This window comes from Pseudoxanthomonas dokdonensis (assembly GCF_001431405.1).
Classification (GTDB): domain Bacteria; phylum Pseudomonadota; class Gammaproteobacteria; order Xanthomonadales; family Xanthomonadaceae; genus Pseudoxanthomonas_A; species Pseudoxanthomonas_A dokdonensis.
Genome location: NZ_LDJL01000002.1, coordinates 339,384 through 363,288, shown reverse-complemented (window position 1 = coordinate 363,288; position 23,905 = coordinate 339,384). Strand labels below are relative to the sequence as shown.

Here is a 23,905-nt window from a genome sequence, read left to right as displayed (position 1 = left end):
CCCTCCTCCGTTTACGGGGGAGAGCCTGCCCCGTACTTGATACGGGGGTTGGGGTGGGGGCGCTCCAGCAGCGCCGTACTTGATACGAGGGCCAGCGTGGGGCCGCCCCACTCGCATACTCACCCTCAATCATCATCCCCATCGTCGCCTTCCAGCACCTTGCGTTGCATGGCGTCCAGGTAGGCGTCGGCTTCGGCGACCGAGCCGAAGATATCGTTCAGCGGTACTGCCTTGACCACGTCGAAGACTTTCTGGATCTGCGGTTGCGGGTTGACCACCAGCAGCTTGCCGCCGTTGGCGGCCTGCGCCTTGCGGGCCTTGAAGATGGAGCGGATGCCGGCGCTGCTGATGTACTCCAGCAGCGACAGGTCCAGCACCAGCGAGCCCGGCGTCGAGGTCGCCAGCAGCGGGGCCAGGGCGTCGTCGAGTTGCTGGTAGCTGTGGGTATCCAGGCGGCCGGACAGGCTGACCCGGTCGCTGCCGCTGCCACTGCGCTGGATCTGGATTTCAAGCATCGGGATTCTCCAAGGGTGGGTGGCGCAGGCTGATGCGCAGGATGTTGAGGTCGTCGCGGCGTTCGTAAGCGATGTCTTCGGCCAGTTGCCGGATCAGGAAAATCCCCAGCCCGCCAATCGGCCGATCCTCGACATCGGCATCCAGGTCCGGGTCGGGCGCGGCCAACGGGTCGTAGGCGCTGCCGGTATCGCGGAATTCCAGCCGCAGCAGGTCTCCGTCCAGCACCAGGTGCACCGACAGCGCATGTTCGGGCGACTGGCTGACGTCGGCGCCACCGTGGCCGATGGCGTTGCTGGCCAGTTCCTCGACAATCAGCCGCACGTCGTCGCGCACGGCCTGGTCGATGCGGTGGCGGCTCAGCACCGCGTCCAGCGCGGTGTTCAGATCTTCGACGTGGGAAGACTCGCCGGGGACGGTCAGGTGGATCAGCATGCTCAGGGCCTTTCGGGAGAAGAGGGCACGTCATCGCGGCACAGGCGGATCGCCAGTACCGTGATGTCATCGGATTGCTCGGCCGGCCGCGCGAACGCATGCACCCGCTCGACCAGGTGCTGGCATTGCCGCAGTGCGTCGCTGTCGGCCAGCGTGGCCTGCAGCAAGGCCTGCTCGCCGAAGGCTTCGTTGACCGGGTTGAACGCTTCGGTGACGCCATCGGTATAGGCCAGCAGGGTCGAGCCGGGCAACAGCTGGCCGCGCCATTGGGCGAAGCTGTCGCTGACTTCAAACCCCAGCGGCGCGCCGGCCGGCACCGGGATGAATTCGGAATGTCCGTTGGCATGCACGATCAGCGGTGCCTCGTGGCCGGCGCTGGCCAGCACGCAGTAGCCGCTGTGGATGTCGACGTAGCCGCACAGCACGGTCGCGAACATGCAGGTGTCGTTGCCTTCGACCAGCCGCTTCGAGGCTTCGACCAGCACGTCGCTGGGCGATGCGCCCGAGCATGCCGCCACTTCCAGCACCGTCACTGTGCGGGCCATGAACAACGCCGCCGGCACGCCCTTGTCGGAGACATCGCCAATCGCGAACCACAGCCGCTGGCCTTCGGCTTCGATGAAGCTGTAGAAGTCGCCGCCGACCTGCTTGGCCGGCTCCAGCAGCGCGTGGGCTTCCAGCGTGTGCCCGCCGGCCTGCAGCTGGCGGCCCGGCGACAGCATCGACAGCTGGATGTCGCGGGCAATCGCCAGCTCGCTCTCCATTTTCTGCCGCGCCGCGCCCATTTCCTCGATTTCATCCAGCTGCTGCTGGATCGACGTGCGCGCGTGGTCCAGCGTGCGCGCCAGCAGGCCGACCTCGTCGCGGCGCCCGGTGTGGGCCACCGCGGTGTCGTAATAACCCTGCTCCAGATAGCGCGCCGATTCGGTCAGCTCCTCCATCGGCCGGCTGATCCGCTTGGCCAGCTTGCGCACCACGAACATGCACAGCAGCGCCACCAGCACGCCGCCGACAATCAGCAGCGCCAGTGCCTTGTGCAGGCGCGCCATCACCAGCGAATACGACTGCCCGATCATCAGCGTCCAGCCACTCTGGCCGACCGGTTGCACCATCGTGTACACCGCCTGCTTGCTGACGGCATCGACGTGGGTCAGTTCCAGCGGTTGCTGCAGGCGGATGGCCTCCAGCGCCGGCTGCAGATCCGGGCGGCCACTGTCGCGGATGTATTTGACCAGCGAGACGCTGTCCTGCACGCCCACGCTGGGGTCGTAGGCCAGCGTGCCTTCCGGCGCCACCAGCCGCACCCGCCAGCCCGGCAGCTCGGCCAGGGCGCGGAAATTGCGGGTCAGGTAGTCCAGCGGCAGGTCCTGGCTGAGCATGCCCAGCGTGCGCGCACGGCGGCCGTTGCCGCGCACTGGCATGTTGTAGGTGACCATCCAGATGCCGCCGGCGGTTTCGCTGAAATACGGCTCCGACCACCAGCCACCCGGCGAGGCCAGCGTGCGCTGGTACCACGGCTGGGCCTGGTAGTCGTAATGGGCGGCAATCAGGTCGCGGTCGCGTTCCCTGCCGCTGGCGCTGATGTAGCGGGCAAACGCCGGCTCGCCCTTGTGCGGCTCCAGCACCAGCGAGCCACCGGTGCTGCCGGGGGTGGCCTTGACCATCGCCCGCAGGGTGGTGGTCAGCTCGGCCCGGGTCAGCTGCGAATTGACCACCAGTTCCGACAGCCCCTGGGTGGTCACCGTCACCGAGCGCAGCGCGTTGTCCAGCCGGCCGGCGGTGTCGCGCGCTGCATTGACGGTGTTGCGGCGGGCGTTGTCGACAATCAGCGAATGCGCAAACCACGACATCGCCGCGGTCAGCAGCAGCACCAGCAACACGTTGACCACCCCGGCCCACAGCGCGATGCGCATGCGCAGGCTGTGCCACCAGGCAATCTTGCCCGGACCAGGGTCGGATACTGCCGTCTGCACGTCCTGCCGCGTCGCTTCCAAGCCAGCGCCCCCAAGCGGAATCCCCGCCAGTGCATCATAGGCTAAATCACAATTAAGCCGCCGTCACAGGTCTGATTTTGGTGTTGTCCAAATGTCCCTTGGACAGCCGCAAAACGCCGCCATACGGGGCCGTAGCCATCATTGTCAAAGCCGGCGTGCGCTACACTTCAGGGTTCTTGAACCTGACGACGACCGTGCCCACGCGCGGCGTGCAATTGGAGTGGAGTGGCGATGAATTGGTTGAATGAAATGTTGCACAGCGATCCCGACCCGCAGGAAACCCGCGAGTGGATGGATTCAATGCAGAGCGTGATCAACGCCGACGGCGCGTTGCGTGCGCACCAGCTGCTGGAAGGCATGGTCGAGCTGACCCGCCGCAACGGCGCCTACCTGCCGTTCTCGCCGACCACCGAGTACGTCAACACCATCGCCCCGGCCAACGAGGCCAAGTCGCCCGGTGACGCGGCCATCGAATGGCGGCTGCGCTCGATCATCCGCTGGAACGCCATGGCCACCGTGGTCCGCGCCAACCGCAAGCCCGGTGACCTGGGCGGCCACATCGCCAGCTTCGCCTCCAGCGCCACCCTCTACGACGTCGGCTTCAACCACTTCTGGCGCGCGCCCAGCGACAACCACCCGGGCGATCTGCTGTTCATCCAGGGCCACAGCTCGCCGGGTATCTACGCGCGCTCGTTCCTGGAAGGCCGCATCAGCGAAGCCCAGCTCGACAACTTCCGCATGGAAGTCGACGGCGGCGGCCTGTCTTCCTATCCGCACCCGTGGCTGATGCCCGATTACTGGCAGACCCCGACTGTGTCGATGGGCCTGGGCCCGCTCGGCGCCATCTATCAGGCGCAGTTCTTCAAGTATCTGGAACACCGCGGCCTGATCGAAAAATCCGACCGCAAGGTCTGGTGCTTCATCGGCGACGGTGAGTCCGACGAGCCGGAAACCCTGGGCGCCATCGCCCTGGCCGGCCGCGAAGGCCTGGACAACCTGATCTTCGTCGTCAACTGCAACCTGCAGCGCCTGGACGGGCCGGTGCGCGGCAACGGCAAGATCATCCAGGAGCTGGAAGGCGTGTTCCGCGGCGGCGGCTGGAACGTCATCAAACTGCTGTGGGGCAGCTACTGGGATCCGCTCCTGGCCCGCGACACCGACGGCGTGCTGAAAAAGCTGATGATGGAAACCGTCGACGGCGAATACCAGAACTGCAAGGCCTTCGGTGGCAAGTACACCCGCGAGCACTTCTTCAACAAATACCCGGAAACCGCCGCGATGGTGGCCAACATGTCCGACGACGACATCTGGCGCCTCAACCGCGGTGGCCACGACCCGCACAAGGTCTATGCCGCCTACCACGAAGCGGTCAACACCCAGGGCATGCCGACCGTGATCCTGGCCAAGACCGTCAAGGGTTACGGCATGGGCAGCGCCGGTGAGTCGCTCAACCCGACCCACCAGACCAAGAAGCTCGACGACGACTCGGTGCGGATGTTCCGCGACCGCTTCAACATCCCGGTCAGCGACAAGCAGCTGGAAGACGGCCAGGTGCCGTTCTACCACCCCGGCGAGGACTCGCCGGAAGTGCAGTACCTGAAGGAGCGCCGCGCCGCCCTCGGCGGCAACTTGCCGCAGCGCCGGCAGAAGGCCAGCAAGTCCTTCGTCGTGCCCGGCCTGGACAAGTACGAGCGCCTGCTGAAGGACAGCGGCGAGCGCACCTACAGCACCACCATGGCTTTCGTGCAGACCCTCAACATCAGCCTGCGCGACAAGGAACTGGGCCCGCGCATCGTGCCGATCGTTGCCGACGAAGCGCGCACTTTCGGCATGGAAGGCCTGTTCCGCCAGATCGGCATCTACGCCCCGTACGGCCAGAAGTACAAGCCGGTCGATGCCGACCAGCTGATGTACTACCGCGAGGACCAGTCCGGCCAGGTGCTGCAGCAGGGCATCAGCGAGCCCGGCGCAATCGCCAGCTGGATGGCCGCCGGCACCAGCTACTCGGTGTCCGACGTGCCGATGCTGCCGTTCTACATCTATTACTCGATGTTCGGCTTCCAGCGCGTCGGCGACATTGCCTGGCAGGCCGCCGACATGCGCACCCGTGGCTTCCTGCTCGGTGGCACCGCCGGCCGCACCACCCTCAATGGCGAAGGCCTGCAGCACGAGGACGGCCACAGCCACCTGCTGGCCGGCGCCATTCCCAACTGCCGCAGCTACGACCCGACCTTCGGCTTTGAAGTCACCGTCATCCTCCAGCACGGCATGAAGTCGATGATGGAAGACCAGCGCGACGAGTACTACTACATCACCCTGATGAACGAAAACTACGCCCACCCGGAAATGCCGGAAGGCGCGGCTGACGGCATCATCAAGGGCATGTACCTGCTGACCGACGCCGGCAAACCGAAGAAGGGCGAACTGCGCGTGCAGCTGCTCGGCAGCGGCACCATCCTGCGCGAAGCCATCGCCGCCGCCGAACTGCTGGACAAGGACTTCGGCGTCAGCGCCGATATCTGGTCCTGCCCCAGCTTCAACGAGCTGCGTCGTGACGGATTCGACGCCGAACGCTGGAACCGCATGAACCCCGAAGCCAAGACCCCGCGCAAGGCCTACGTGACCCAGTGCCTGGAAGGCCGCCAGGGCCCGGCCATCGCCGCCACCGATTACGTGCGTGGCTATGCCGACCAGATCCGCGCCTTCGTCCCCGGCCACTACACCGTGCTCGGCACAGACGGCTTCGGCCGCAGCGACACCCGCGCCAACCTGCGCCGCCACTTCGAGGTCGACCGCTACTACATCGCCCACGCCGCCATCGACGCACTGGCCAAGGAAGGCAAGATGACCGGCAAGGACGTCGCCCGCGCGATCAAGCAGTACAAGATTGATGTGGAGAAGGCGAACCCGGTTGGTGTTTGATGTTTGAAGGCGGCGGACTCAACATCCGTCGGCCTTAAAACCGTGTGGGTTCGAGTCCCACCTTCGCACCAAATAAAACAAGGGGTTAGGCTTCGCGGCCTAACCCCTTTGTTTTACCTGCGCGGCCCGTGGCCGGTACATGGCCGGTAGCCGGTGCTACAGCCTGTTACTCATAGTGCCGGTGGTTCACGTTGTCGCCGCACGCATAGCAACGCCGGTAGGCACCGCCCATACGCTGGTGACCGATACGTTCGTGCCCCAGCGGGCCGCCGCAGCGCGGGCAATCGAGCCCTTGGCCGCGCTGCCACTGCGCCAGCCTGTAGGTCGGCATAGCCACCAGCCACAGCGTGGCCGCTAGCGCCAGCAGCGGCACCCAGCGTCCGACCACCACAAACCCGGCCAGCAGCGGGGTTGCCTGCCACCGCGAGAGCACGACCACCGACACCACTGCCACTAGCAGCGCGAACGCGGCGGGGCCGTAGGCCCGAACCGCCACCCACTTCCATCGATCCATAAAGTCCTCCCGCAAGATTACTCACTCAGTATGTAGCAACCCCTAGTCGCAGGGGTCGAGACGCGAATGCTATTGAATGCGAAGTGTCTAGCCCCTACCTTCTTCATACGGGGCAGCAACGTTTCCATATCCGGGGGCAGCATGAAGCTAATCAAAGCACGGGTTCGCAACTTTCGTTCAGCCGAGGACACCGGCTGGTTTGAGGTTGGACAACTGACTTGTCTTGTTGGAAAGAATGAAGCTGGCAAGACTGCTGTGTTATCAGCCTTGCATGGCATCAATTCATTCTCTGACTTTCGGTACGACAAGATTCGTGATTACCCGCGCAGACATCTCGTGAGGTACGAAGATCGGCACGGCGAAAGCGATGCACGTGTAGCAGCCACCGTCTGGAAACTCTCCGCAGCCGAGAAGAAAAAAGTGGAAAGCACTCTTGGCGAAGGGTGCTTAAAGTCTGATGAGGTCGAAGTAGAAAGCGAGTTCGGCAGCAAAATGAACTTTTGGAGTATCAATATTGATGACTCCAAAGTTGCGAAGCACTTGCTCGCAAAACACAGCGTGAAAGGTGCCGAACTAACCAAATTCGGAAAGATTTCATTCACGCAACTAAGCGAAGAAATCGGCAACACAACAGATGCTTCAGACGCACTAAAAGCGGTCAAAGCAGAGATTGATTCCTTCCGCAAAGGACGAGCAGTCATTAAGGCTATCGACCTCCTACAGGTCCCCAAGTTTTTCTACACGTCTCACTACGACCGAATGGCTGGCGAAATTTCCGTCAGCAAGCTTCAGGACGACAAAAAGCATTCGCGCCCGATACAACCGGCAGACCAGATATTTCTCGACTTCCTAGAGTACGCGGGAACCTCAATTGAAGAACTCCAAGCGAGCACTCGACTCGAAGAGCTGAAAGCCAAATGCCAAGGCGCGTCTAACGATATAACTGATGAGATATTTGAATTCTGGAGCCAGAACGACGCCCTAGCGGTCAACATAGAATTTGCTCAGGGCCTAAGAGACGATCCCCGCCATTCAATTCGGGAACGGTCGCAAAAATTCGCATTAACAACGCCAATCATAAAGTTGACGTTCCACTTTCTGAAAGGAGCGCAGGCTTTGTATGGTTCTTCTCTTTCTTGGCGCAATTCAAGCAAATGCGTAAGAAAGCGCCGGGAGCAGTAATCCTGCTGGATGAGCCCGGACTTACTCTGCACGGCAAGGCACAAGCCGACCTGCTCCGCTACATAATTGAGAGACTCTTACCTCAGCATCAAGTCATCTATAGTACGCACTCGCCGTTCATGGTTCCGGTGGATCGACTTGAAGATGTACGTGTTGTGGAAGATGTCATTGAACGCGATGAACGCAATCGCCCAATCGTTAAAGGAACCAAAGTCTCCGCTGACGTTCTGACCGTCGATAAAGACACTCTGTTCCCCTTGCAGGCACATCTCGGCTACGAAGTCACACAATCCCTTTTCGTGGGCGCCAATACGCTCCTGGTGGAGGGGCCCTCAGATATTCTTTATTTGCAGGCGGCCTCTCACGCATTGAAAGCGCGGAAACGTGAAGGATTAGATACCCGCTGGACAGTGTGCCCCTCTGGCGGCATAGACAAAGTGCAATCGTTCGCATCCTTGTTCAGCGGAAAGGGAATAAATATCGCGGCTCTTTGCGACTATGGCACCGGCGACAAGAGCAAGGTTCAGCGCCTCCGCACCTCTCAGATCCTCAAAGCCGAGGGAATTCTTGTCGCGACAGACTTCACTGGAAAAGAAGAGAGTGACATCGAGGATTTCTTTAGCCCTGCTCTACTAGCTAAGATTGTCAACGAAACGTACGGACTTAAAGGAAAGAACGCACTGAAGGAAGACGACTTCACGAAGCCCGAAGCCGTCATTCGACAGGTTAAACAGGTAGAAGCACTTTTCAATGTAATGGATGCTTCTGTACCCGAATTCGACCACTTCACTCCCGCGTCTTGGCTTTTGCACCATCAAGAGGTTCTATCTGAAGACTCTGCCGAGGTGAACGAATCGCTCGACCGATTTGAGCAGGCATTTAAAGCACTAAACGCACTCTTGCCGCGAAAGTGAAACAGCCAGCGTAGCCCGGGTAAGCGAAGCGCACCCGGGGCTCTTTGCGTGATGAACGACGCAGCCTGGGTGCGGCCGTTGGCCTTACCCGGGCTTATAAGTCTTGCTCGGAGCCCAGCGGTTCTTCCCTAGGTCGGCAAGGGTCAGCCCAGACAGCTCCGGTTGTCGTGGATGACACCAAACGATAGGTCGCGGTGCAGAGTAAGAGCGGCTACGCAGTGCCGAGACTAAATGGGTAAGTCTTCGCCTTCCTCTACCCAGCCTTCATACTGTGTCTTAGCGATCAGCAGGTAATCGTTCTCCGGAAGATTATATAAGGCCGCGAAGTACTTCATGCCCGCATGAAAACGTTTCATCGAGGTTTCGAGCCATGTCAGGTTGAGATGCTTGAAATGACTCGGATTCGTAGCCTCTGACCGCATGTGATCACGCATCTGGGCGGTGCTATCGAACGGGCCGAATCTTCCGTTTCTCGGCTTTCCATGAGCCAACGAATCGCGAAGCGCGAAGATTTGATGTACAAACTGAAGCGGGTCGCGGCCCCAGTCGGTAGTCTTGCCGGCTAGCGAATGCAGTATCTCGACCTTCTCCCGCCAACGATTACGTTCCACTTGGTCCCAGAATTCGCACACTCGCGCGCCCACATCGTTCATATAAGCCTCGAATGAAAAGGCGATGAATACCGCAAGCGGAAGAAAATGCCTAGGCTCATGCTTCGGGGAAGAGCGAATGCTTTCGGCCAAGGTGATAGCGGCATGTACCACGTGCCCATGAGCCGAATGCCTAGCATCGACGTCGATTGCCATTGGCTCCTCCGCCAGCTGAGTTGATTCTTGAGGGCTGTCGCACGCTCAGATGCGATTTAATCTTGCTCTGCAGTTTAGCGGAGTGAAACTGGAAAACGAAACAAACAGGGGTAAGAGTCAGCGTAGCCCGTGTAGGCGCAGCGCACCCGGGGTTCTTCGAGTGATGAACGATGTTCCCCGGGTGCGGCCGTTGGCCTTACCCCCGCTACAGGACGCAACGTCACAAGCCGAACGCTGGGATGCCTGCCCAAGGCGGGCTTGATTCCGCCCCGGACGATGGACGGGAAAGCATGACCTGCACGCCGGCCATCCACGCGGACCTCGGCCTTGCCAAGGTCTAAGCGCTTCCTTCACAGCCCATCCGCCACCGTAGCCCCATGCAGCAACTCGCAGACCACTTCTGGAACCTCCGTGGCCCGCAACGCGTGGCTGGCATCCTCAACGTGGGCACGCATATGTCGGCGGTGCGTCGAGTGGACGGTCGCTTCGTGCTCGTCGACGGCGCGCCGCTGGACGACGATGGCCGGGCGGCGCTGCTGGCGCTGACCGACGGTGGTGCGCTGGTGGATGCGGTCATCCATGTGCACCCGTTCCATACTTTGCATGTGGAAGCGCTGCACCGGCTGCTGCCGGCGGCGCGGTTGCATGGCACCGCGCGGCACCGCCAGCGCTTGCCGTCGCTGCCGTGGGCGGGTGAGCCGCTGGAGCATTGGGGCGACGATCATCTGCTGGCCGATACCTTCGATTTTTCGGTGCCCGATGGCGTGGACTTCGTCTGCCCGGACGAGCGGGTGCACGTGGCCTCGGTGCTGGTGCGGCACCGGGCCAGCGGCATCGTCCACGTCGATGACACCCTCAACGTCCTCGCCGCCCCGGGGGTGTTGAAGCGCGTGTTGCCACAGTCGGCATTGCGCATGCACCCGATGCTGGGCAAGGCGCTGAGCCACCGTGCCGGCGCGGCCGACGCCTATGCCGCTTGGGCGCGTGACCTCGCACACCGCTGGTCGGACACCCGCCTCGTCTGCGCCGCGCATTCGGCCGTGCGCGAGCTGCCACCGGGTGGTTTCAGCCGCGAAGTGGAAGCCGCCCTGGCCAAGGTCGCGCACACGCTGGAACACCACCGCAGGCGCTTCAGCTAAATCGTTTCCCCGTTGTAGTTCACCACGCGCAATCGGCTGGCTCAGCCAGCCTTCTTCAGCAGATCCACCACATCCACGTCCAGCGCCTGCGCCAGCCGTTCCAGGCCGTCGATGGAAATATTGGTCACGCAGCGCTCCAGCTGCGACACATAGGTACGGTGGAACTCGGCCAGTTCCGCCAGCTGTTCCTGGCTCAGCCCACGCGCCTTGCGCAGGCGATTGAGGTTGGCGGAAATGCGCTGGCGTGCACTGGCGGCAGGCGGGGTGGGCGATGACTTCTTGACCATGGCCCAGAGTCACTGCCTACTGCTTGACAATCTACAGCTTAGAACTCTACTGTTTAAACATCTCATCGATTGTCGTCTCGGTTATACGCTGGGGGCAGTCGGCAGATCGCACCTGCGGGACTGCGGGTGCGCACATCGTCACGCCATGGAGGTCAACAACATGAGAAGCCAGCGCCCGCGCAACCCATCACTGTCCGCGCAGCAACCAGCCCCCCAGATCACGGTGGCCGGTCTTTCGGCCGAATCCACCCCGCTGTCCCGGCTTATCCATCTGCTGTCAGGCGATGACCCCATCAGCCTGGCCGACACCGGCATCACCCCACTGTGCCGCGACCGGCTGGATGCCATCGCCGGTAATGCCTCGCACGAGGGCGACAACTGCCTGGCCTGCGCCCAGTTGCTGCTCAGCCTGATGGAAACCACGCTGGAAAACGATTGCCCGCCAGACAACCACCAACTGCTGTCCCTGGCCCGCCACGTCTTGCGCCTGCTGCGCGACCAGCAACGCTGGCACACCCTCGCCGACAACGCCGCCTACTACCGCGACCACCCCCAAGTCGCCGCACGCATCGCCGCCGCGCGCGCTGGGAATTGCTAGACCGGAAGAGACAGCAGCCAGCGTAGCCCGGGTAAGCGAAGCGCACCCGGGGCTCTTTGCGTAATGAACGATGCACCCCGGGTGCGGCCGCTGGCCTTACCCGGGCTACAGGACACTGGAATCCGTGCGACCTGCAACGCGTGACCAGCATCCTCAACGTGGGCGCATATGTCGGCGGTGCGCAAGCGAACAGGCGCTTTGCTTTTCGGCACAGCCACATCAGACAATGCCTGACCCTTCGTCATTGTCCTGACTGCGATCCTGATGTGATCGAAGCGACTGATAACACGGAACCAGTCGCCCCCGAACTGGACCAGCTGCCGTTGAAGAACTGCAACCATTTCTTATGATGTTGGCGCTGGTCATCGAAGACAGGCTGTGTGCCAACCACGCTGTCGCTCCAGAGTCAGATTGCATTTAATGACGTGTCCGAAGTGAAAGCAGTTGCGCTATCATCCAATGCGGAATGATGGTTGCGTCCACGTCAACAGGGGGTGGCAGAGGAATGCAGAGGCAGTTTCCGTTGAGTGACCTTGGCCGGGTCCTTGCAGGCTTTGGCGCGACAGAGGTTCTTGTAAAGAGGCTGGCGCCGAACGACAACGGCAAGAACCAGATCTATCTAGCGGGAGATGTCTCGGCTCTAGGCAAGATTCCTACAGGCGAAGTGCAGCTGGTTGCTGGCACGTCGCAGAAAGCCGGGGCAAAGCGCGGGCCAATTTTCCGTTCGGCAGTCAATATGTACTGGCTCGGCGAAGACTACTCTCTGGTGCAAGCGCCTCATGCGAAACTGATTCTCTATCCGCAGTACAGTGAAGTACGGCTTTCCGGTTTCGTACGCGACTGCCCGGCGGCTCCATCGCATCTATTCGACATCAAGCGTGCTGGCCGTAATCCGGGGCGCGTACTTCTGCTTGCTCCTCTCCCTGACGGGCGCGTGATCACCACTGCATTTTCCCCGGAGAGTGCCGAGGCCAAGTGTCTGCTGGAGCAGGACGGAGAACCATATGGCGTACTGCATCGATTCGAGCTTGGAGGCGATACCGGAACTTCGTCGGAGACTTTGCTCATTTCCAGGCTCCGCAGCATTCACCTTGCTGGTTGGCTGGACCCGGTCTATCTCCAGCCTGACGGAAGTCACAGGCCTTGTCTCGGTCCTAACTGTGGCGGCGTTACTTTGGAGAGTCATCTTGGGATTCTTTCCAATGGCCGGGCAGAGCCGGACTTTCACGGATGGGAAGTGAAGCAGCACGGTGTATTTTCACTGGCGCGCCCGCGTTCAACGCGAATTACGCTTATGACCCCGGAGCCGTCGGGTGGAGCCTATGTGGATGCGGGCCCTGAGTATTTCATTCGCACGTGGGGCTATGAAGACAGGAAAGGACGGGCCGATCGAATTAATTTTGGTGGCGTCTATCGATCCGGTGGAGATGCTCACAGCCTCACAGGGCTACGTCTGGTTCTGCAGGGCTATGACAGCAGGAAGGAAACATTCGACGGCGATGGCTGTATCGCACTTCTGGACCGGGCGGACGAGGTCGCTGCTTCGTGGAGCTTTGCCAAGCTGATGAATCATTGGCGAATGAAGCACGCCAAAGCGGCGTTCGTTCCTTCGCAATTGCAGCGAAGTCCCACCATCCGTTACAGATATGGCAGCAACGTCATGTTGGCGGAAGGCGCGAAGTTCAAACTACTGCTCCGCGCCTTTGCCGAGGGCGCCGTCTACTACGACCCTGGATTGAAGATGGAGAAAGCTGCTAGTGAACATCCTGAAATAAAGCGTCGCAGCCAATTCCGCGTGGACAGTAGAAAGCTGGCGTCCCTGTACGAAAAAAACCGAATAGTTGACGTACTTGAAGGCACTTGATCAAGCGATCCTGTTCGACAGTATCCGCTGCCCAAGTCGTTCCAGGAGCTGAGTACGCTCCTGGATGCTTCTGCCTCTCAGTTCGCACTCCCAGACAACCTCGACCTTCCACCCCGCCTTCCTCAAATCGGCCACATTGCGTCCATCCCGCGTTTGGTTGGCTTCAATCTTGGTTCTCCAGACCTCGGTGCGGGTTTTGGGTACACGAAAAAGATGGCAGGTATGCCCGTGCCAGAAGCAGCCGTGTACGAATATCGCCGTTTGATACCGCGGAAGGACTATGTCGGGCCGGCCGGGAAGGCCCGCGCCGCCCAGCCGGTATCTGAACCCCATTCTGTGGAGTCCGTGCCGGACCTCGAGTTCGATCTTCGTATCCTTGCTGCGAATGCGCGACATCTGCGCGGATCGCTGCTCCGGAGTAAGGCTGTCCACCAAGGTCAGCGCTTCGCCTTCTTCCTCGCCGGCCTGGCCGATGAAGAAGCCGGTGCCTGGATCAGATGGGGCACCATGATGCGTGCGACTTCCCCGATCACCGGGACCACCACCGAGTTGCCGAACTGCTTGTAGGCACGGGTGTCCGAGACGGGAATGCGGAAGTTGTCATCGAAGCCCATCAGTCGTGCACATTCACGTGGTGTCAGGCGGCGCGGATTCTTCCTTGTGCCCTGGGAGACCAGAATCTCGGATCCGTCCTTGTAGTAGCGCGCCGACAGCGTACGGCAGGTGCTCTGTGAGGTCACCAGGCCGAAACCAAATCCATTGCCCTTGTCGCGGTGCTTGGCAGCATAGTTCTGCAGGTAGTCCCAAAGCTTGTCCGACAGGGTGTACTTGTCGAGGACTTTGCCTTTGGGACCGTCGATATAGGGATGTCCCCTGCCTTCGCTGCCATCCTGCTTGTGCAGCACCGAGCCCATGCGCGGCGAGACGGCGAGGTCCGGCAACTCAAGGTCATCCCAGGTGAACGGGGTTTCGTCGCGGAAGCCTACTATGATGATGCGCTCGCGATGCTGCGGGCCGAAGTGCTTGCCATTGATCACCCGGTAATGCACGTGATAGCCAAGCTCGTTCTGCAGGACGTCGATGATGGTCGAAAACGTGCGGCCCTTGTCATGGCTTATCAGGTTTTTGACGTTCTCCAGAAGAAAGGCCCGTGGACGCTTGGCATCGATGATGCGCGACACATCGAAGAACAACGTGCCTTGGGTTTTGTCGGAGAAACCATGTGGACGCCCCAGTGAATTCTTCTTGGATACACCCGCAATGGAAAACGGCTGGCAGGGGAAGCCCGCGAGCAGGACATCGTGATCCGGAACGTCGTCCTCGTGGACTTTGGTGATGTCCGAGGCGAAAACGTGGTCCGGGCCGTCGTGGAAGTTCGCCCTGTAGGTCTTTACCGCGTACGGGTCCCACTCGCTGGTGAACACGCAGCGGCCACCCTGCTTCTCGAACGCGGTGCGGATACCGCCGATACCAGCGAACAGATCGATGAAACGGAACTTGCCTTCACCCGACGGCGGATCACCGAAGGGCAGCAGACGCTGCCGGATCGCATCGGCGATGTAGGGCTTGGGCTCGGTCTCACGCAACTGCCAGCGGCGGACCGTCTTGGGATCCACGCCCAGTGCCTGGGCGACCTCTTTGGGACTGAAACGCTGAAGGGATCGGTCTATCAGTTCGTACGTGTTCATGAGTGCTCCGGGAATTCGTCAGACAGTATGTCCAATTTATTCCCGTGGGAGAAGTGGTAAATCGGAAATCGTCGCGGCGTGACGTAGGACTACGGCGATCGACCTTGTAGACCACTGGGGTCAGGCCCGGGATCCTCCCAGTTGGCGTTCGCAAACCCTGAGATTGACGAACCGCTAAGGCTCCCCCGTCGCCGTCACCGTGCATTGCAGCATCACCACCAGTTCGCCGCCCTGCGGCATGTCGGGCAGGGTGATGCCGCTGCCCAGTAGATCGGCGACCGGTACGTTGGCGCTGGGGCAGGTGGCGCCGCCGCTGGCGGTGCAGGTGGCGTCAGCGCTGGGTTGGGTGCAGTCGAGGCCGCTGCCGGGTGAATCGGTCAGCACGGCATTGGCGACACCGGCGCCAGCGTTGCTGACGGTGAGGCTGAAACTGACCACCTGGCCGGGCAGCACCGGGTCGGTCGGGCCGGTCTTGACCACTGACAGGTCGGGCAGGTTCGCCTCGCGGTAGTCGACCTCGGGCGTGGACGGGTTCTGCAGGTTCTGCAGGGTCAATGGGTCGACGCCGCCATCGGTGCTGGCGAAGGTGGCGCTGATCGGGGCGGCGATTTCGTCGGCATCGACGATCCCGTCGGCATCGGTGTCGGTGTCGCGGAAGTCCGGCGTGCCATCGCCATCGGTGTCCAGCGGCGCAAACAGGCCAGCGCCGGCATTGGTGACGCCGGCGGCATCGATGTTGCCCTCCTCGACGCTGGCATAGCCGACCGTAGGCTGGGCCTCGATGGCATCGGGGATGCCGTCAGCGTCGGCATCCAGGGTGATGCCGGAGCCGCGGCCCCAGCCACTGCCGCCATTGGCCGCCAGCGGCACGCCGTTGGCATTCACCGCGCCGCCATAACGACCGCTGGGATTGGCCGCCGCCAGCGCCGCGATATCGCCGGCCGCCAGCCCCGCTTCCAGCAGATCCGCAATGCCGTCATTGTCCGAATCCAGATCGAAGGAATCGCCGACGCCATCGCCATCGGCGTCGCTGTTGCCGGAGGACGGGAAGCAGAAGTCGTAGAAAACATCGCGCCACAGTGCCAAGTCGGAATCCAGCGCGCGCAGGTTGGTGAAGCGCACGGCAGCGACTTCGGCGATTGGCGTACCAAAGGTGATCTCGGTATAGCCCGGTGCCTGCGAGGCCTGGGCGATCGCCACGTTGCTGACCTGGGCCAGGGTGTTGCCCTGATCGTCGAGCAGGGTGACCGTGTCGATCAGGCGAATCTGGCCGCTGCTCAGATCGGTACCGGCGTTGGAATAGAAACGAATGGCGCGCAGCACCGGCAGCGGACTGTTGAACGAGTAGGTAACATCGCCGAGCACGTCGGCCGGGTTCTCGTCGGAAGGCGCGCCGCCGAAAGTGGTCAACTGGCCGTCATTGGTCCGCTCGACTTCGCGGCCGGTGCCGAATTCCGATGGGATCGACGCCACCACCGCATCGGCGGTCGTCCGCAGGGCGCAGGTTTCGGCATAGCCTTCGTCGCTGTCGAGGATGCCGTCGTTGTCATCATCCAGATCGGTGAGATTGCTGATGCCATCACCGTCCGGATCATCGCCGGGCGCGTTCTGGGCATGCACGGTCGTGGTCGCCAGCGCGGCGAGCAGTGCCAGCAGTACACAGGTCATTCGATTGCGTAGGGCAGGAGTTCGCAAACAGGCCTCCGAAGGGACGATAGCTGTTTCGTCATCTCTACTGCAGGGAGCTCAATCAAGCTGCCCGGACACTACCCGGTGGATAATGCCGGTGCGCGGCAGCGATGGGGCAGCTACCAGCAAACTATCCGACAGACGGCATCGGGATGAACCTTGCCCGTCGCCGGTCAAACACAACTGACACGCATGGTGTTGTTTCGTGTCTGATCCAGTTTCGCTGCCGACGGGCGCAATTGCCACCGGTATGGCGCATGCTCCGGCGAACTGCTGGTTCGCGGCATGAATCGAGATTGCGAACGTAACGCCCTGCCTGCTATCTACTGTCCGCCGCTCGCGGTCGGCTGCACCACTACATAATCGCCGTTCTGGCCGTAGTGTTGTGGCTTGCTGCCGGCTTTGACGCATAACGCCTCACCGCATACGGTGATGGCGCCGGAGCGGGTGGCCTCCAGCACCTGTGTCGGGAACTCTGCCTGCTTCAATGCGCGCTGGGTCTTCCACACAGCCCAGCCGCAACCGCCCACTACCAACACGCTGCCGATGATCAAGGCCAGGCCGGCTTTCCAGACCAGTGATTGCTGCGCCGAGCGCAAGGCCGACAGCTGCTGGGCCAGTGCGGTGGTGACGGCGCCGGCATCGCGGGTGGCCTGGTGCAGCGGCGTCAGGCTCTGCTGCAGGCCATGGACCATCGCGCCGTGGGTCTGCTGGCTGACGGCCTGCACCACTTCACCGGCCAGCTGCTGCGATTGCTGGGCCAGGGTCTGCGCCGAGGTCTGCATGGCGCGCATGCTCTGCCCACCTTGTTGTTGCAGCTGACCGACGCTGCGGTCCAGTTGCGCGGTCAGCGTGGCCAGTTGCAATGCCAGTGCGTGGGGGTCCTGTTCCTTGCCGTACTCCATCATATCGACCTGCCCTGGCGACGTTGTGGTTCCTCTGCCTGCAGCGCCAGCATGCGCTGCTGCTCCTGCTCCTGTTCACGCGCCTGCTGTTCCAGTGCGCGCTCTTCAAGTGCCTGCTGCTCGCGTGCCCGCTGGGCCAGCTGCCGGTCCAGTTCGTCACGGCCCTGTTGCAGCCAGGCCTGGCCGGCAGGGGTCTGCGCGTACTCGCGGCCGATGGCGATGATGGTGTCCCTGTCACCGCGGTCCGCGGCATTGAGCACCGCCGCCACCCGCGGGTCGTGCGCCGGCGTGTAGTCGGCGTCCACGCCCTGGCCCGGTCGTTTGCCCGGTGCCTGCGGCCCGTTGCCCGGCTGCATCCCCAGCGGTGTGTTCTGCCACAGCTGGTTCCACTGCACATCGGTGGGCGCCGCCGGTCCCGGCTCGGGCAGCAGGAATGCCGGCACGCTGTCATCAAAGCGCTCGGCGGGCAGCTGCACCGGCCGGTAGTCCAGCCCGCGCATCAACGCCGGGTCGGCCGGCAAGGGATTGTTGGCCTCCTGTCTGGGCAGGACGCGATTGCCGGCCAGGTCCTCGGTCCCCAGGCGTCGGCCCGCCGCATCGAAGCCCAGCGTGGTGTAGATGGCCAGGTGTTGCTCGGAACGGTGCACCACGTTCATTCGCGGGTCGCTGGGCACCGGCTGGTCCTGCAACAGCGGCTGTCCGGCCACGGTGTTCAACCAGCCGGCCATCAGGTTGCCACTGCGCACAGACAAGCCATTGAGCAGATAACTGCCGCCGGTATCACTGTGCGCGCCGGGGACCATCACGTTGAGGAAGCGGCCATCGGCGGACACGCCGCGGTCAAAGATGTACTTGATGAGAAAGACGTCGCGGGCATCATGCAAGGCGGTAATCTGCAAGCCCGACACCACCGAGGGCGCCGGACGCACGTCAGCCAGGTTCAAATCACCTGTGGCCACCGGGTCGAACATCCCCAGCACCTGCCGGGTCTGGCCGGGTGGAACCAGTGGTCGCTTCGTCGGGGTCATGCCGATGAGCTGGCCATCGGCACCACGCTCCAGAATCATGCCATCGGGGTTCTGGATGCCGCGCTCATGGACCAGGCGGGTAAACAGGCTCGCCGTCACCGCACCGCGACTGAAACCGACCGAGGCCAGGCTGATTTCGGCATTGGGGTCTTCTCGCTGCCATTCCTTGGCCTGGGTGATGAAGTCAAAGTACATCTGCTCCATACGCGGCCCATAGCTGTAACCGACCGCTTCATCAATCCGGCGGACAATGCCGTTGTCCTGGGTGCCGACACCAGTGACGTAATGGCCTGCCACATTTGCACCACGTTCACGACTGGCTTGTTCGATCTGCTTGCCGAACACCCCGACATTGGTGATACGCAAAGGCTCCTGATACATATCGTTGCCGGTGCCATCGAAATTGGCCACGAACAGGCGCTGATGCGGGCCCCCGGCCAGTACCGGCACCTGGAAGCGCTTGAGTTCTGCCCTGGCCCTGTCATACGTGGACAGCATGGCGCTGTCGACGGGATAGGTATCCACCCCATCCGGTCGGGCCGGGTCAATCTTCTCGGACATATCCGTTGTCTCCCTGCGAATCAGTCATAGGTCTTGCTGTAGGCAAGTATCAGGTCGCTACGATAATCACTGAGCGGATTGCCAAGCTCCTGCAATACGCGAGTGCTGACGTGTGCCCGCATATAGACATTGATGGTGCGGTCGTTGACCTCCAGAATGATGTCGGGAAAGATGGGCGCGGTCAGAATCGGTGGCAACTGGTCCTGCGGAACTTTGTGCAGCACTATCTGGTCCTTGAAGATGGCGCCGATATCGACCATCGCCTCGTGCGGTTGGCCGTCCTTCGAGCGCCAAGTAACCTTGGCTGGCGGCGGGAAGTTGCGAATACCACCATACGGTGCACCATCCAGCACCTTGTTGGGATACAGGTCGCCCAATGATGCCGACGAGACTGACTTCTCCCCAACGGGACCGCCGATCGACTGGTCGGCCACGTACATGTTGTTGTAAAGAACTTTGCAGTCGTAAGTGTCGTAATACGCCGTGCCGAAACTGTGCTGATCAAACGGAATCGGATAGCGGGTATCGATATGGACGATGCCATTGGCATCGGTGGGTACGTAGCCGGGCATGCCTGGCTGAGGTCGTGGGGTCTGGTCGGGAGGTGTGTTCATGGCATGGCATCCGGCAAACAGAAGTGGAACGAGCAGCGCCCAGCCCAGGCGCATGGCGTGGGGGCGAACAGAATCAGCTGGCATCTTGCATGTCCTTGCAAAAAACAAAGCACGGGTACGTCTGACAGCCTAACGCATCGAAGTTTCCAGCGAGCTGTCGCTGGCTCGAACCGCTGGCAAGCGTCACAAAGCAGTTCCAGCTTGAACGACGCTCGCATTCCAGGCGATATCTGGCTTCAGACATATCCGTTGTCTCCTTGCGAATCAGTCATAGGTCTTGCTGTAGGCGAGCATCAGGTCATCCCGGAAAAAGCTGTATCTGTTGCCGGGAATCTGTTCATCGCGGGTGGGAACACGGCCCCGCATATAGACATTGATGGTGCGGTCGTTGACCTCCAGAATGAGGTCGGGAAAGATGGGCGCGGTTAGAATTGGTGGCAACTGGTCTTGCGGCACTTTGTGCAGCACCACCTGGTCCTTGAAGATGGCGCCGATATCGACCATCGCCTCGTGCGGTTGGCCGTCCTTCGAGCGCCAAGTAACCTTGGCTGGCGGCGGGAAGTTGCGAATACCACCATACGGTGCACCATCCAGCACCTTGTTGGGATACAGGTCGCCCAATGATGCCGACGAGACTGACTTCTCCCCAACGGGACCGCCGATCGACTGGTCGGCCACGTACATGTTGTTGTAAAGAACTTTGCAGTCGTAAGTGTCGTAATACGCCGTGCCGAAACTGTGCTGATCAAACGGAATCGGATAGCGGGTATCGATATGGACAATGCCATTGGCATCGGTCGGCACATAGCCGGGCATGCCGGGCTGTGGCCGTGCCAGCTCATCTGCTGGCAGGTTGACGGGGTGACAGCCGGCCAGCAGCAGGACGAACAGCAGCAGGACGAACAGCAGCAGCCAGGCGATTGGCTGCGCTCGACCGGGATGCCGGCCAGACAGGGTGCTGCTGCGCTGATTTCGGTCCAACATTGCGTGCATGTCCGTTGCGTACTGCGAAGCTCACTGCGCTGCCGTGCTCGCCGTGACCGCAGCGTTGGCGTGCGCATGACGGTGACACTACCGCCATTGCCGGAAACACGGCAAGCGGAAGCTGTAGAGGCATCTTCTGGTATGGGTGCCGTGGCCGCGGGCAGATGGACGAGACACCGGTTCCAGTGACTGGTCGGCTTGGCGGCCTGCTTTGCGGGCGGCTATGAAAGCCGGGGCGCAGCCAAAGTCACAAATGCAGTCGACGATAGACGACATGATTAACATTTCGCCGGGCTGGGATGCCGGCAAGCGGCTCGCTGGAGCGCCTTGCCTTGCTTGCGTTGCACGACGAATCGGCAGACCCTCATGGCGCTGCGGGTGGACGTTGCCGGTAGAGCATCCATAGAATCCGGGGTCACCGCAGCGCGTCGCTCCGGCCCCGGGTGACATGGCCACGCAGGCATCGAGCAAGCGGCATGTGCCGACTCGAAAGGGCGGTCCGCGTCGCGGTCAATCCACCAACGAAGAACGTCAAAAGGGGTGACGTTGTTGCACGCAGTAACCCATCGCCGTATCCAGGTACATGCCGCGTCGCGCGCCATGCATGCAAGCCCAATTCTCCGGAGGAACCTATGAACTACAGGACGCTCGCTCTCGCCGCGGCTTTTGCCGCCGGCACCATCGTCAGCGGACAGGCCATGGCCAGCCATCATTTCGAAAGCTCGCTGGTACGCAAGGAGAAGTCGCTGAACCAGTTGGACAACTACGTGTTCCAGTCCGACCGCCCCGACCACACCGTGTTCATCATGAGCTTCAATCCGCTGCCGAAAGCCGGGCAGGAGCTGTACTCGACCGACGCGCTGTACAACATCCATGTCTCCAACGATGCTGATTACCAGACCGGCCACACCTTCAGCTTCCGCTACGACAGCAACGGCAACTACCAGGTCTACATGCTGGATGCGCCCAATGCCGACGCCGGTGCGATGGGCGACAAGATTGGCGAAGGCCATGTAGACAAGGCCCTGAAGCTGGACAACGGCATCAAGATCTGGACCGGCATCATCAAAGACCCCTTCTACGGCAATTCGCCGAGCCTGGGCTCGATGCGCGCCCAGCTCAATGACGGCACCCCGTATGACCCGGGCATCTGGGCCGCGGCCGGTGGCAAGAGCATCTTCACCGGGCGCAAGCAGGCGACCATCGTGCTGGACGTGCCCAACTCGCTGCTGAGCAAGGAAATCCGCGTGTTCATGACCACCGCCATCAAGCAGGGCGACGGTTGGGAGCAGGTGCAGTTCTCGGCCAACCCGCTGGTCTCGCACACCATGCTGTTCGAGAACGATGCGCTGAAGACCGCATACGACAAGACCCGTCCGACCACCAGTGGCAGCTTCAAGAACATCATGGCCGCACGTATCGCGCGCGCCTCGGAGCTGGCCAACTCGCGTGCCGAACCGATCCGCTACGGCAACGAGATCGCCGACCTGCTGGTCCCTGACGTGCTGACCTACGCGCCGGGCACCAAGGCGACCTACAGCGTGGAGAAGCGCAACGGTCGTCCGCTGGCGGATGACGCGATGAGCGTGATCCTGAGCCTGATGGTGGGGCTGCCGGTGGATCAGAAGATCCCCAATCCCAAGCTGTACAAGTCCAGCTTCCCGTACATCATTCCGACCACCGTCAATTGATCCGCAACCTTGATCCAGAATCCAGCAACGCACGGCTACGGTCGTGCGTTGCCTGTTTGCAGGAGTAGCCAAGCCATGTCATCCCATGTTCTGTTCCGCCATGCCGCCGGGCTGGTCTGTTGCCTGGGCCTGCTGCTGTCAGCGGGCGCCGCGCAAGCGCATGAGTTCTGGCTGGTGCCGCATGACCCGCTGGTCGAGGTCGACAGCAAGGTGGTATTCGAACTGCGCATCGGGGTGACCTGGCCCGGCGTGCAATCGACCCGCCGGCCTGGCCAGGTGGAATGGTTCAGGGCCATCGACGCGCAGGGCACCCGCGACGTCGCCGGTCGCGATGAATCACTCGCGGTGGGCAACCTGAAGACCCGCGTGGCCGGTGCCACCGTGGTCGCGATGCGCACCCATCCCTCGCATATCGAACTGAGCGGCCATGAGTTCACCGAGTACCTGGCCGAGGAAGGCCTGAACAATGTCATCGAGATGCGCCGCCAGCGTGGCCTGAGCGATACGCCGGGCCGTGAGGATTACTCCCGCTGCGCCAAGAGCATTGTGTTTGTCGATGGCAGCAGCCAGGGCTTCGACGCGGTGAGTGGACTGCCGCTGGAACTGGTGCCGCGCAGCGATCCGCTGGCCTACGCGCCCGGCCAGCCGTTCAAGGTCAATGCCATGTTCAATGGCGAACCGCTGCCCAACGCGCTGGTCAAGGCGCAACTGAAATCAGACCCGGTGGTCGAGCTGCAGGCGACCTCCGATGCCGCCGGCAACGTCAGTTTCGATCTGCCCCAGGCCGGGCTGTGGCTGTTCAACGTCGTCCACATGGAGCCGAGCAACGGCTACGACAGCGACTGGGAAAGCCTGTGGGCGTCGCTGACGTTTGAGATCCCGGCGCCGGGCAAGCGCTGATTCAGCGATGAAGCGCCTGCTCCGCTTCGCGCTGCCGGCACTGGCCATGCTGTTGGCCAGCGCTGCCGCCAGCGCCCATAGCGGCGTCGAGGCAGGTTGGTTGCATCCACTGTCCGGCACCGACCACCTGTTGGCGATGATCGCCATCGGTGCATGGAGCTGCCAGATGGGTGGCCGTGCGATCTGGCTGGTGCCGACCGCGTTCGTCGCCAGCATGCTGGTCGGTGGGGTGCTGGGCTTCGAACAGGTCGAGCTGCCCGGGGTGGAGACCGGCATCGTCCTGTCGGTGCTGCTGCTGGGGTTGGCGATTGGTTTCGAGCGCCGGTTTTCCCTGCTGATCGCATCGATCGGGGTGGGCCTGTTCGGTGTTTTCCACGGCTATGCGCACGGCTATGAAATGCCGGTCATGGAAGACAAGGTCAGCTATACCCTGGGGTTCCTGAGTACGACCGCGCTGCTGCACATTGTCGGCGCGGTCGGTGCATGGTGGCTGCTCAGGTTGAAGCACGGCCGGATTATCCTGCGCGCGCTTGGCTTTGCCTGCGCCGCCTGCGGTGTTTATCTGTTTACCCGGCTGTAACGGCTGCGGGTTTCAAGCGATTTGACAGGGCATGGCTGTCGTCGGCAGCCGAGCAGTGGCGTGGTCATCGCTGCCGCGATGCCAGTGCGCCCGCGGT

General features: G+C 61.9%; 21 protein-coding genes, 1 tRNA gene and 1 pseudogene. 10 read left to right on the top strand and 13 right to left on the bottom strand.

All coding sequences use genetic code 11. The features are described from left to right. Positions 1–125: 125 nt before the first annotated feature. The 3 genes from ABB29_RS02935 to ABB29_RS02925 are packed head-to-tail and all read right to left on the bottom strand — an operon-like array spanning position 126 to position 2,942. On the bottom strand, positions 126–521 hold the full coding sequence (locus tag ABB29_RS02935) for an STAS domain-containing protein (protein ID WP_425414719.1): 396 nt from the start codon (positions 519–521) through the stop codon (positions 126–128). Then, positions 508–948 (bottom strand): ATP-binding protein, encoded by a 441-nt coding sequence (locus tag ABB29_RS02930; RefSeq protein ID WP_057657100.1) that lies wholly within the window; start codon positions 946–948, stop codon positions 508–510. Before ABB29_RS02930 ends, ABB29_RS02935 begins: the two co-directional genes overlap by 14 nt. Before the next feature lie 2 nt (positions 949–950). Next, positions 951–2,942 (bottom strand): SpoIIE family protein phosphatase, encoded by a 1,992-nt coding sequence (locus tag ABB29_RS02925; RefSeq protein ID WP_057657099.1) that lies wholly within the window; start codon positions 2,940–2,942, stop codon positions 951–953. Positions 2,943–3,173: 231 nt separating this feature from the next. Between ABB29_RS02925 and aceE the strand changes: the two genes are divergently transcribed. Continuing rightward, positions 3,174–5,864 (top strand): pyruvate dehydrogenase (acetyl-transferring), homodimeric type, encoded by a 2,691-nt coding sequence (gene aceE / locus ABB29_RS02920; RefSeq protein WP_057657098.1) that lies wholly within the window; start codon positions 3,174–3,176, stop codon positions 5,862–5,864. Continuing rightward, positions 5,844–5,935, top strand: a tRNA-Leu gene (locus ABB29_RS16255). The genes aceE and ABB29_RS16255 overlap by 21 nt, the downstream gene beginning before the upstream one ends. Positions 5,936–6,030: 95 nt before the next feature. Here the strand turns inward: ABB29_RS16255 and ABB29_RS02915 are convergent. Further along, on the bottom strand, positions 6,031–6,378 hold the full coding sequence (locus tag ABB29_RS02915) for a hypothetical protein (RefSeq protein WP_057657097.1): 348 nt from the start codon (positions 6,376–6,378) through the stop codon (positions 6,031–6,033). A gap of 66 nt (positions 6,379–6,444) precedes the next feature. On the opposite strand from ABB29_RS02915, the pseudogene ABB29_RS16815 reads away from it, so the two are divergent. Continuing rightward, a pseudogene (locus ABB29_RS16815) lies at positions 6,445–6,774 on the top strand (AAA family ATPase); the annotation flags it as partial. 563 nt (positions 6,775–7,337) lie between these two features. Continuing rightward, a complete protein-coding gene (locus ABB29_RS16535; protein ID WP_342667041.1) occupies positions 7,338–8,474 on the top strand; it encodes an ATP-dependent nuclease in 1,137 nt (378 codons plus the stop codon). 227 nt (positions 8,475–8,701) lie between these two features. Here ABB29_RS16535 and ABB29_RS02905 read toward each other — a convergent pair whose 3' ends face one another. Then, complete coding sequence (locus ABB29_RS02905) at positions 8,702–9,280, bottom strand: hypothetical protein (protein WP_057657096.1); 579 nt, start codon at positions 9,278–9,280, stop codon at positions 8,702–8,704. A gap of 377 nt (positions 9,281–9,657) precedes the next feature. Here ABB29_RS02905 and ABB29_RS02900 point away from each other — a divergent pair, with 377 nt between their 5' ends. Further along, the gene (locus ABB29_RS02900; protein ID WP_057657095.1) at positions 9,658–10,419 is read left to right on the top strand and encodes a hypothetical protein; all 762 of its coding nucleotides are present in this window, start codon (positions 9,658–9,660) and stop codon (positions 10,417–10,419) included. A 41-nt stretch (positions 10,420–10,460) separates the two neighbouring features. On the opposite strand, the gene ABB29_RS02895 is transcribed toward ABB29_RS02900, so the two are convergent. Next, entirely contained in the window at positions 10,461–10,706 is a 246-nt protein-coding gene (locus tag ABB29_RS02895) for a helix-turn-helix domain-containing protein (protein WP_057657094.1), read from the bottom strand. Between the two features lie 160 nt (positions 10,707–10,866). Between ABB29_RS02895 and ABB29_RS02890 the strand changes: the two genes are divergently transcribed. Then, complete coding sequence (locus ABB29_RS02890) at positions 10,867–11,304, top strand: hypothetical protein (RefSeq protein WP_157062467.1); 438 nt, start codon at positions 10,867–10,869, stop codon at positions 11,302–11,304. 523 nt (positions 11,305–11,827) lie between these two features. Continuing rightward, positions 11,828–13,168, top strand: coding sequence for an MvaI/BcnI family restriction endonuclease (locus ABB29_RS16015; RefSeq protein WP_170185839.1), 1,341 nt, complete (start codon positions 11,828–11,830; stop codon positions 13,166–13,168). On the opposite strand, the gene ABB29_RS02875 is transcribed toward ABB29_RS16015, so the two are convergent. The 7 genes from ABB29_RS02875 to ABB29_RS02845 form a co-directional block, all read right to left on the bottom strand. Next, positions 13,169–13,600 (bottom strand): very short patch repair endonuclease, encoded by a 432-nt coding sequence (locus ABB29_RS02875; protein WP_281177423.1) that lies wholly within the window; start codon positions 13,598–13,600, stop codon positions 13,169–13,171. Positions 13,601–13,605: 5 nt separating this feature from the next. Continuing rightward, positions 13,606–14,856 carry a DNA (cytosine-5-)-methyltransferase gene (gene dcm, locus ABB29_RS02870; RefSeq protein WP_057657089.1) on the bottom strand — a complete coding sequence of 417 codons (1,251 nt, stop codon included), beginning with the start codon at positions 14,854–14,856 and terminating at the stop codon, positions 13,606–13,608. Positions 14,857–15,030: 174 nt separating this feature from the next. After that, positions 15,031–16,524: a DUF11 domain-containing protein gene (locus ABB29_RS02865; RefSeq protein ID WP_057657088.1), complete on the bottom strand. Its 1,494-nt coding sequence runs from the start codon at positions 16,522–16,524 to the stop codon at positions 15,031–15,033. 344 nt (positions 16,525–16,868) lie between these two features. Beyond that, positions 16,869–17,450 carry a hypothetical protein gene (locus tag ABB29_RS02860; protein WP_157062466.1) on the bottom strand — a complete coding sequence of 194 codons (582 nt, stop codon included), beginning with the start codon at positions 17,448–17,450 and terminating at the stop codon, positions 16,869–16,871. Beyond that, complete coding sequence (locus ABB29_RS02855; protein WP_057657086.1) at positions 17,450–19,039, bottom strand: phospholipase effector Tle1 domain-containing protein; 1,590 nt, start codon at positions 19,037–19,039, stop codon at positions 17,450–17,452. The genes ABB29_RS02860 and ABB29_RS02855 overlap by 1 nt, the downstream gene beginning before the upstream one ends. A 20-nt stretch (positions 19,040–19,059) precedes the next feature. Then, entirely contained in the window at positions 19,060–19,653 is a 594-nt protein-coding gene (locus ABB29_RS02850; RefSeq protein ID WP_057657135.1) for a hypothetical protein, read from the bottom strand. Between the two features lie 264 nt (positions 19,654–19,917). Then, positions 19,918–20,637: a hypothetical protein gene (locus tag ABB29_RS02845; RefSeq protein WP_245622521.1), complete on the bottom strand. Its 720-nt coding sequence runs from the start codon at positions 20,635–20,637 to the stop codon at positions 19,918–19,920. A 632-nt stretch (positions 20,638–21,269) separates the two neighbouring features. On the opposite strand from ABB29_RS02845, the gene ABB29_RS02840 reads away from it, so the two are divergent. The 3 genes from ABB29_RS02840 to ABB29_RS02830 all read left to right on the top strand — a co-directional run bounded on the left by ABB29_RS02840 (position 21,270) and on the right by ABB29_RS02830 (position 23,808). Further along, positions 21,270–22,328 carry a DUF4331 family protein gene (locus tag ABB29_RS02840; protein WP_057657085.1) on the top strand — a complete coding sequence of 353 codons (1,059 nt, stop codon included), beginning with the start codon at positions 21,270–21,272 and terminating at the stop codon, positions 22,326–22,328. A gap of 75 nt (positions 22,329–22,403) precedes the next feature. Next, complete coding sequence (locus tag ABB29_RS02835; protein ID WP_057657084.1) at positions 22,404–23,228, top strand: DUF4198 domain-containing protein; 825 nt, start codon at positions 22,404–22,406, stop codon at positions 23,226–23,228. A gap of 7 nt (positions 23,229–23,235) precedes the next feature. Beyond that, positions 23,236–23,808, top strand: coding sequence for a HupE/UreJ family protein (locus ABB29_RS02830; protein WP_057657083.1), 573 nt, complete (start codon positions 23,236–23,238; stop codon positions 23,806–23,808). Positions 23,809–23,905: the final 97 nt, after the last annotated feature.

Coding starts and splice junctions, on each gene's coding strand:
- ABB29_RS02835 (WP_057657084.1), top strand. CDS start 22,404: ATGTCATCCCATGTTCTGTTCCGCCATGCCGCCGGGCTGGTCTGTTGC.
- ABB29_RS02900 (WP_057657095.1), top strand. CDS start 9,658: ATGCAGCAACTCGCAGACCACTTCTGGAACCTCCGTGGCCCGCAACGC.
- ABB29_RS02855 (WP_057657086.1), bottom strand. CDS start 19,039: ATGTCCGAGAAGATTGACCCGGCCCGACCGGATGGGGTGGATACCTAT.
- ABB29_RS02905 (WP_057657096.1), bottom strand. CDS start 9,280: ATGGCAATCGACGTCGATGCTAGGCATTCGGCTCATGGGCACGTGGTA.
- dcm (WP_057657089.1), bottom strand. CDS start 14,856: ATGAACACGTACGAACTGATAGACCGATCCCTTCAGCGTTTCAGTCCC.
- ABB29_RS02860 (WP_157062466.1), bottom strand. CDS start 17,450: ATGGAGTACGGCAAGGAACAGGACCCCCACGCACTGGCATTGCAACTG.
- ABB29_RS02895 (WP_057657094.1), bottom strand. CDS start 10,706: ATGGTCAAGAAGTCATCGCCCACCCCGCCTGCCGCCAGTGCACGCCAG.
- ABB29_RS02890 (WP_157062467.1), top strand. CDS start 10,867: ATGAGAAGCCAGCGCCCGCGCAACCCATCACTGTCCGCGCAGCAACCA.
- ABB29_RS02830 (WP_057657083.1), top strand. CDS start 23,236: ATGAAGCGCCTGCTCCGCTTCGCGCTGCCGGCACTGGCCATGCTGTTG.
- aceE (WP_057657098.1), top strand. CDS start 3,174: ATGAATTGGTTGAATGAAATGTTGCACAGCGATCCCGACCCGCAGGAA.
- ABB29_RS02865 (WP_057657088.1), bottom strand. CDS start 16,524: ATGACCTGTGTACTGCTGGCACTGCTCGCCGCGCTGGCGACCACGACC.
- ABB29_RS02930 (WP_057657100.1), bottom strand. CDS start 948: ATGCTGATCCACCTGACCGTCCCCGGCGAGTCTTCCCACGTCGAAGAT.
- ABB29_RS02915 (WP_057657097.1), bottom strand. CDS start 6,378: ATGGATCGATGGAAGTGGGTGGCGGTTCGGGCCTACGGCCCCGCCGCG.
- ABB29_RS02850 (WP_057657135.1), bottom strand. CDS start 19,653: ATGAACACACCTCCCGACCAGACCCCACGACCTCAGCCAGGCATGCCC.
- ABB29_RS02845 (WP_245622521.1), bottom strand. CDS start 20,637: ATGTTGGACCGAAATCAGCGCAGCAGCACCCTGTCTGGCCGGCATCCC.
- ABB29_RS02840 (WP_057657085.1), top strand. CDS start 21,270: ATGAACTACAGGACGCTCGCTCTCGCCGCGGCTTTTGCCGCCGGCACC.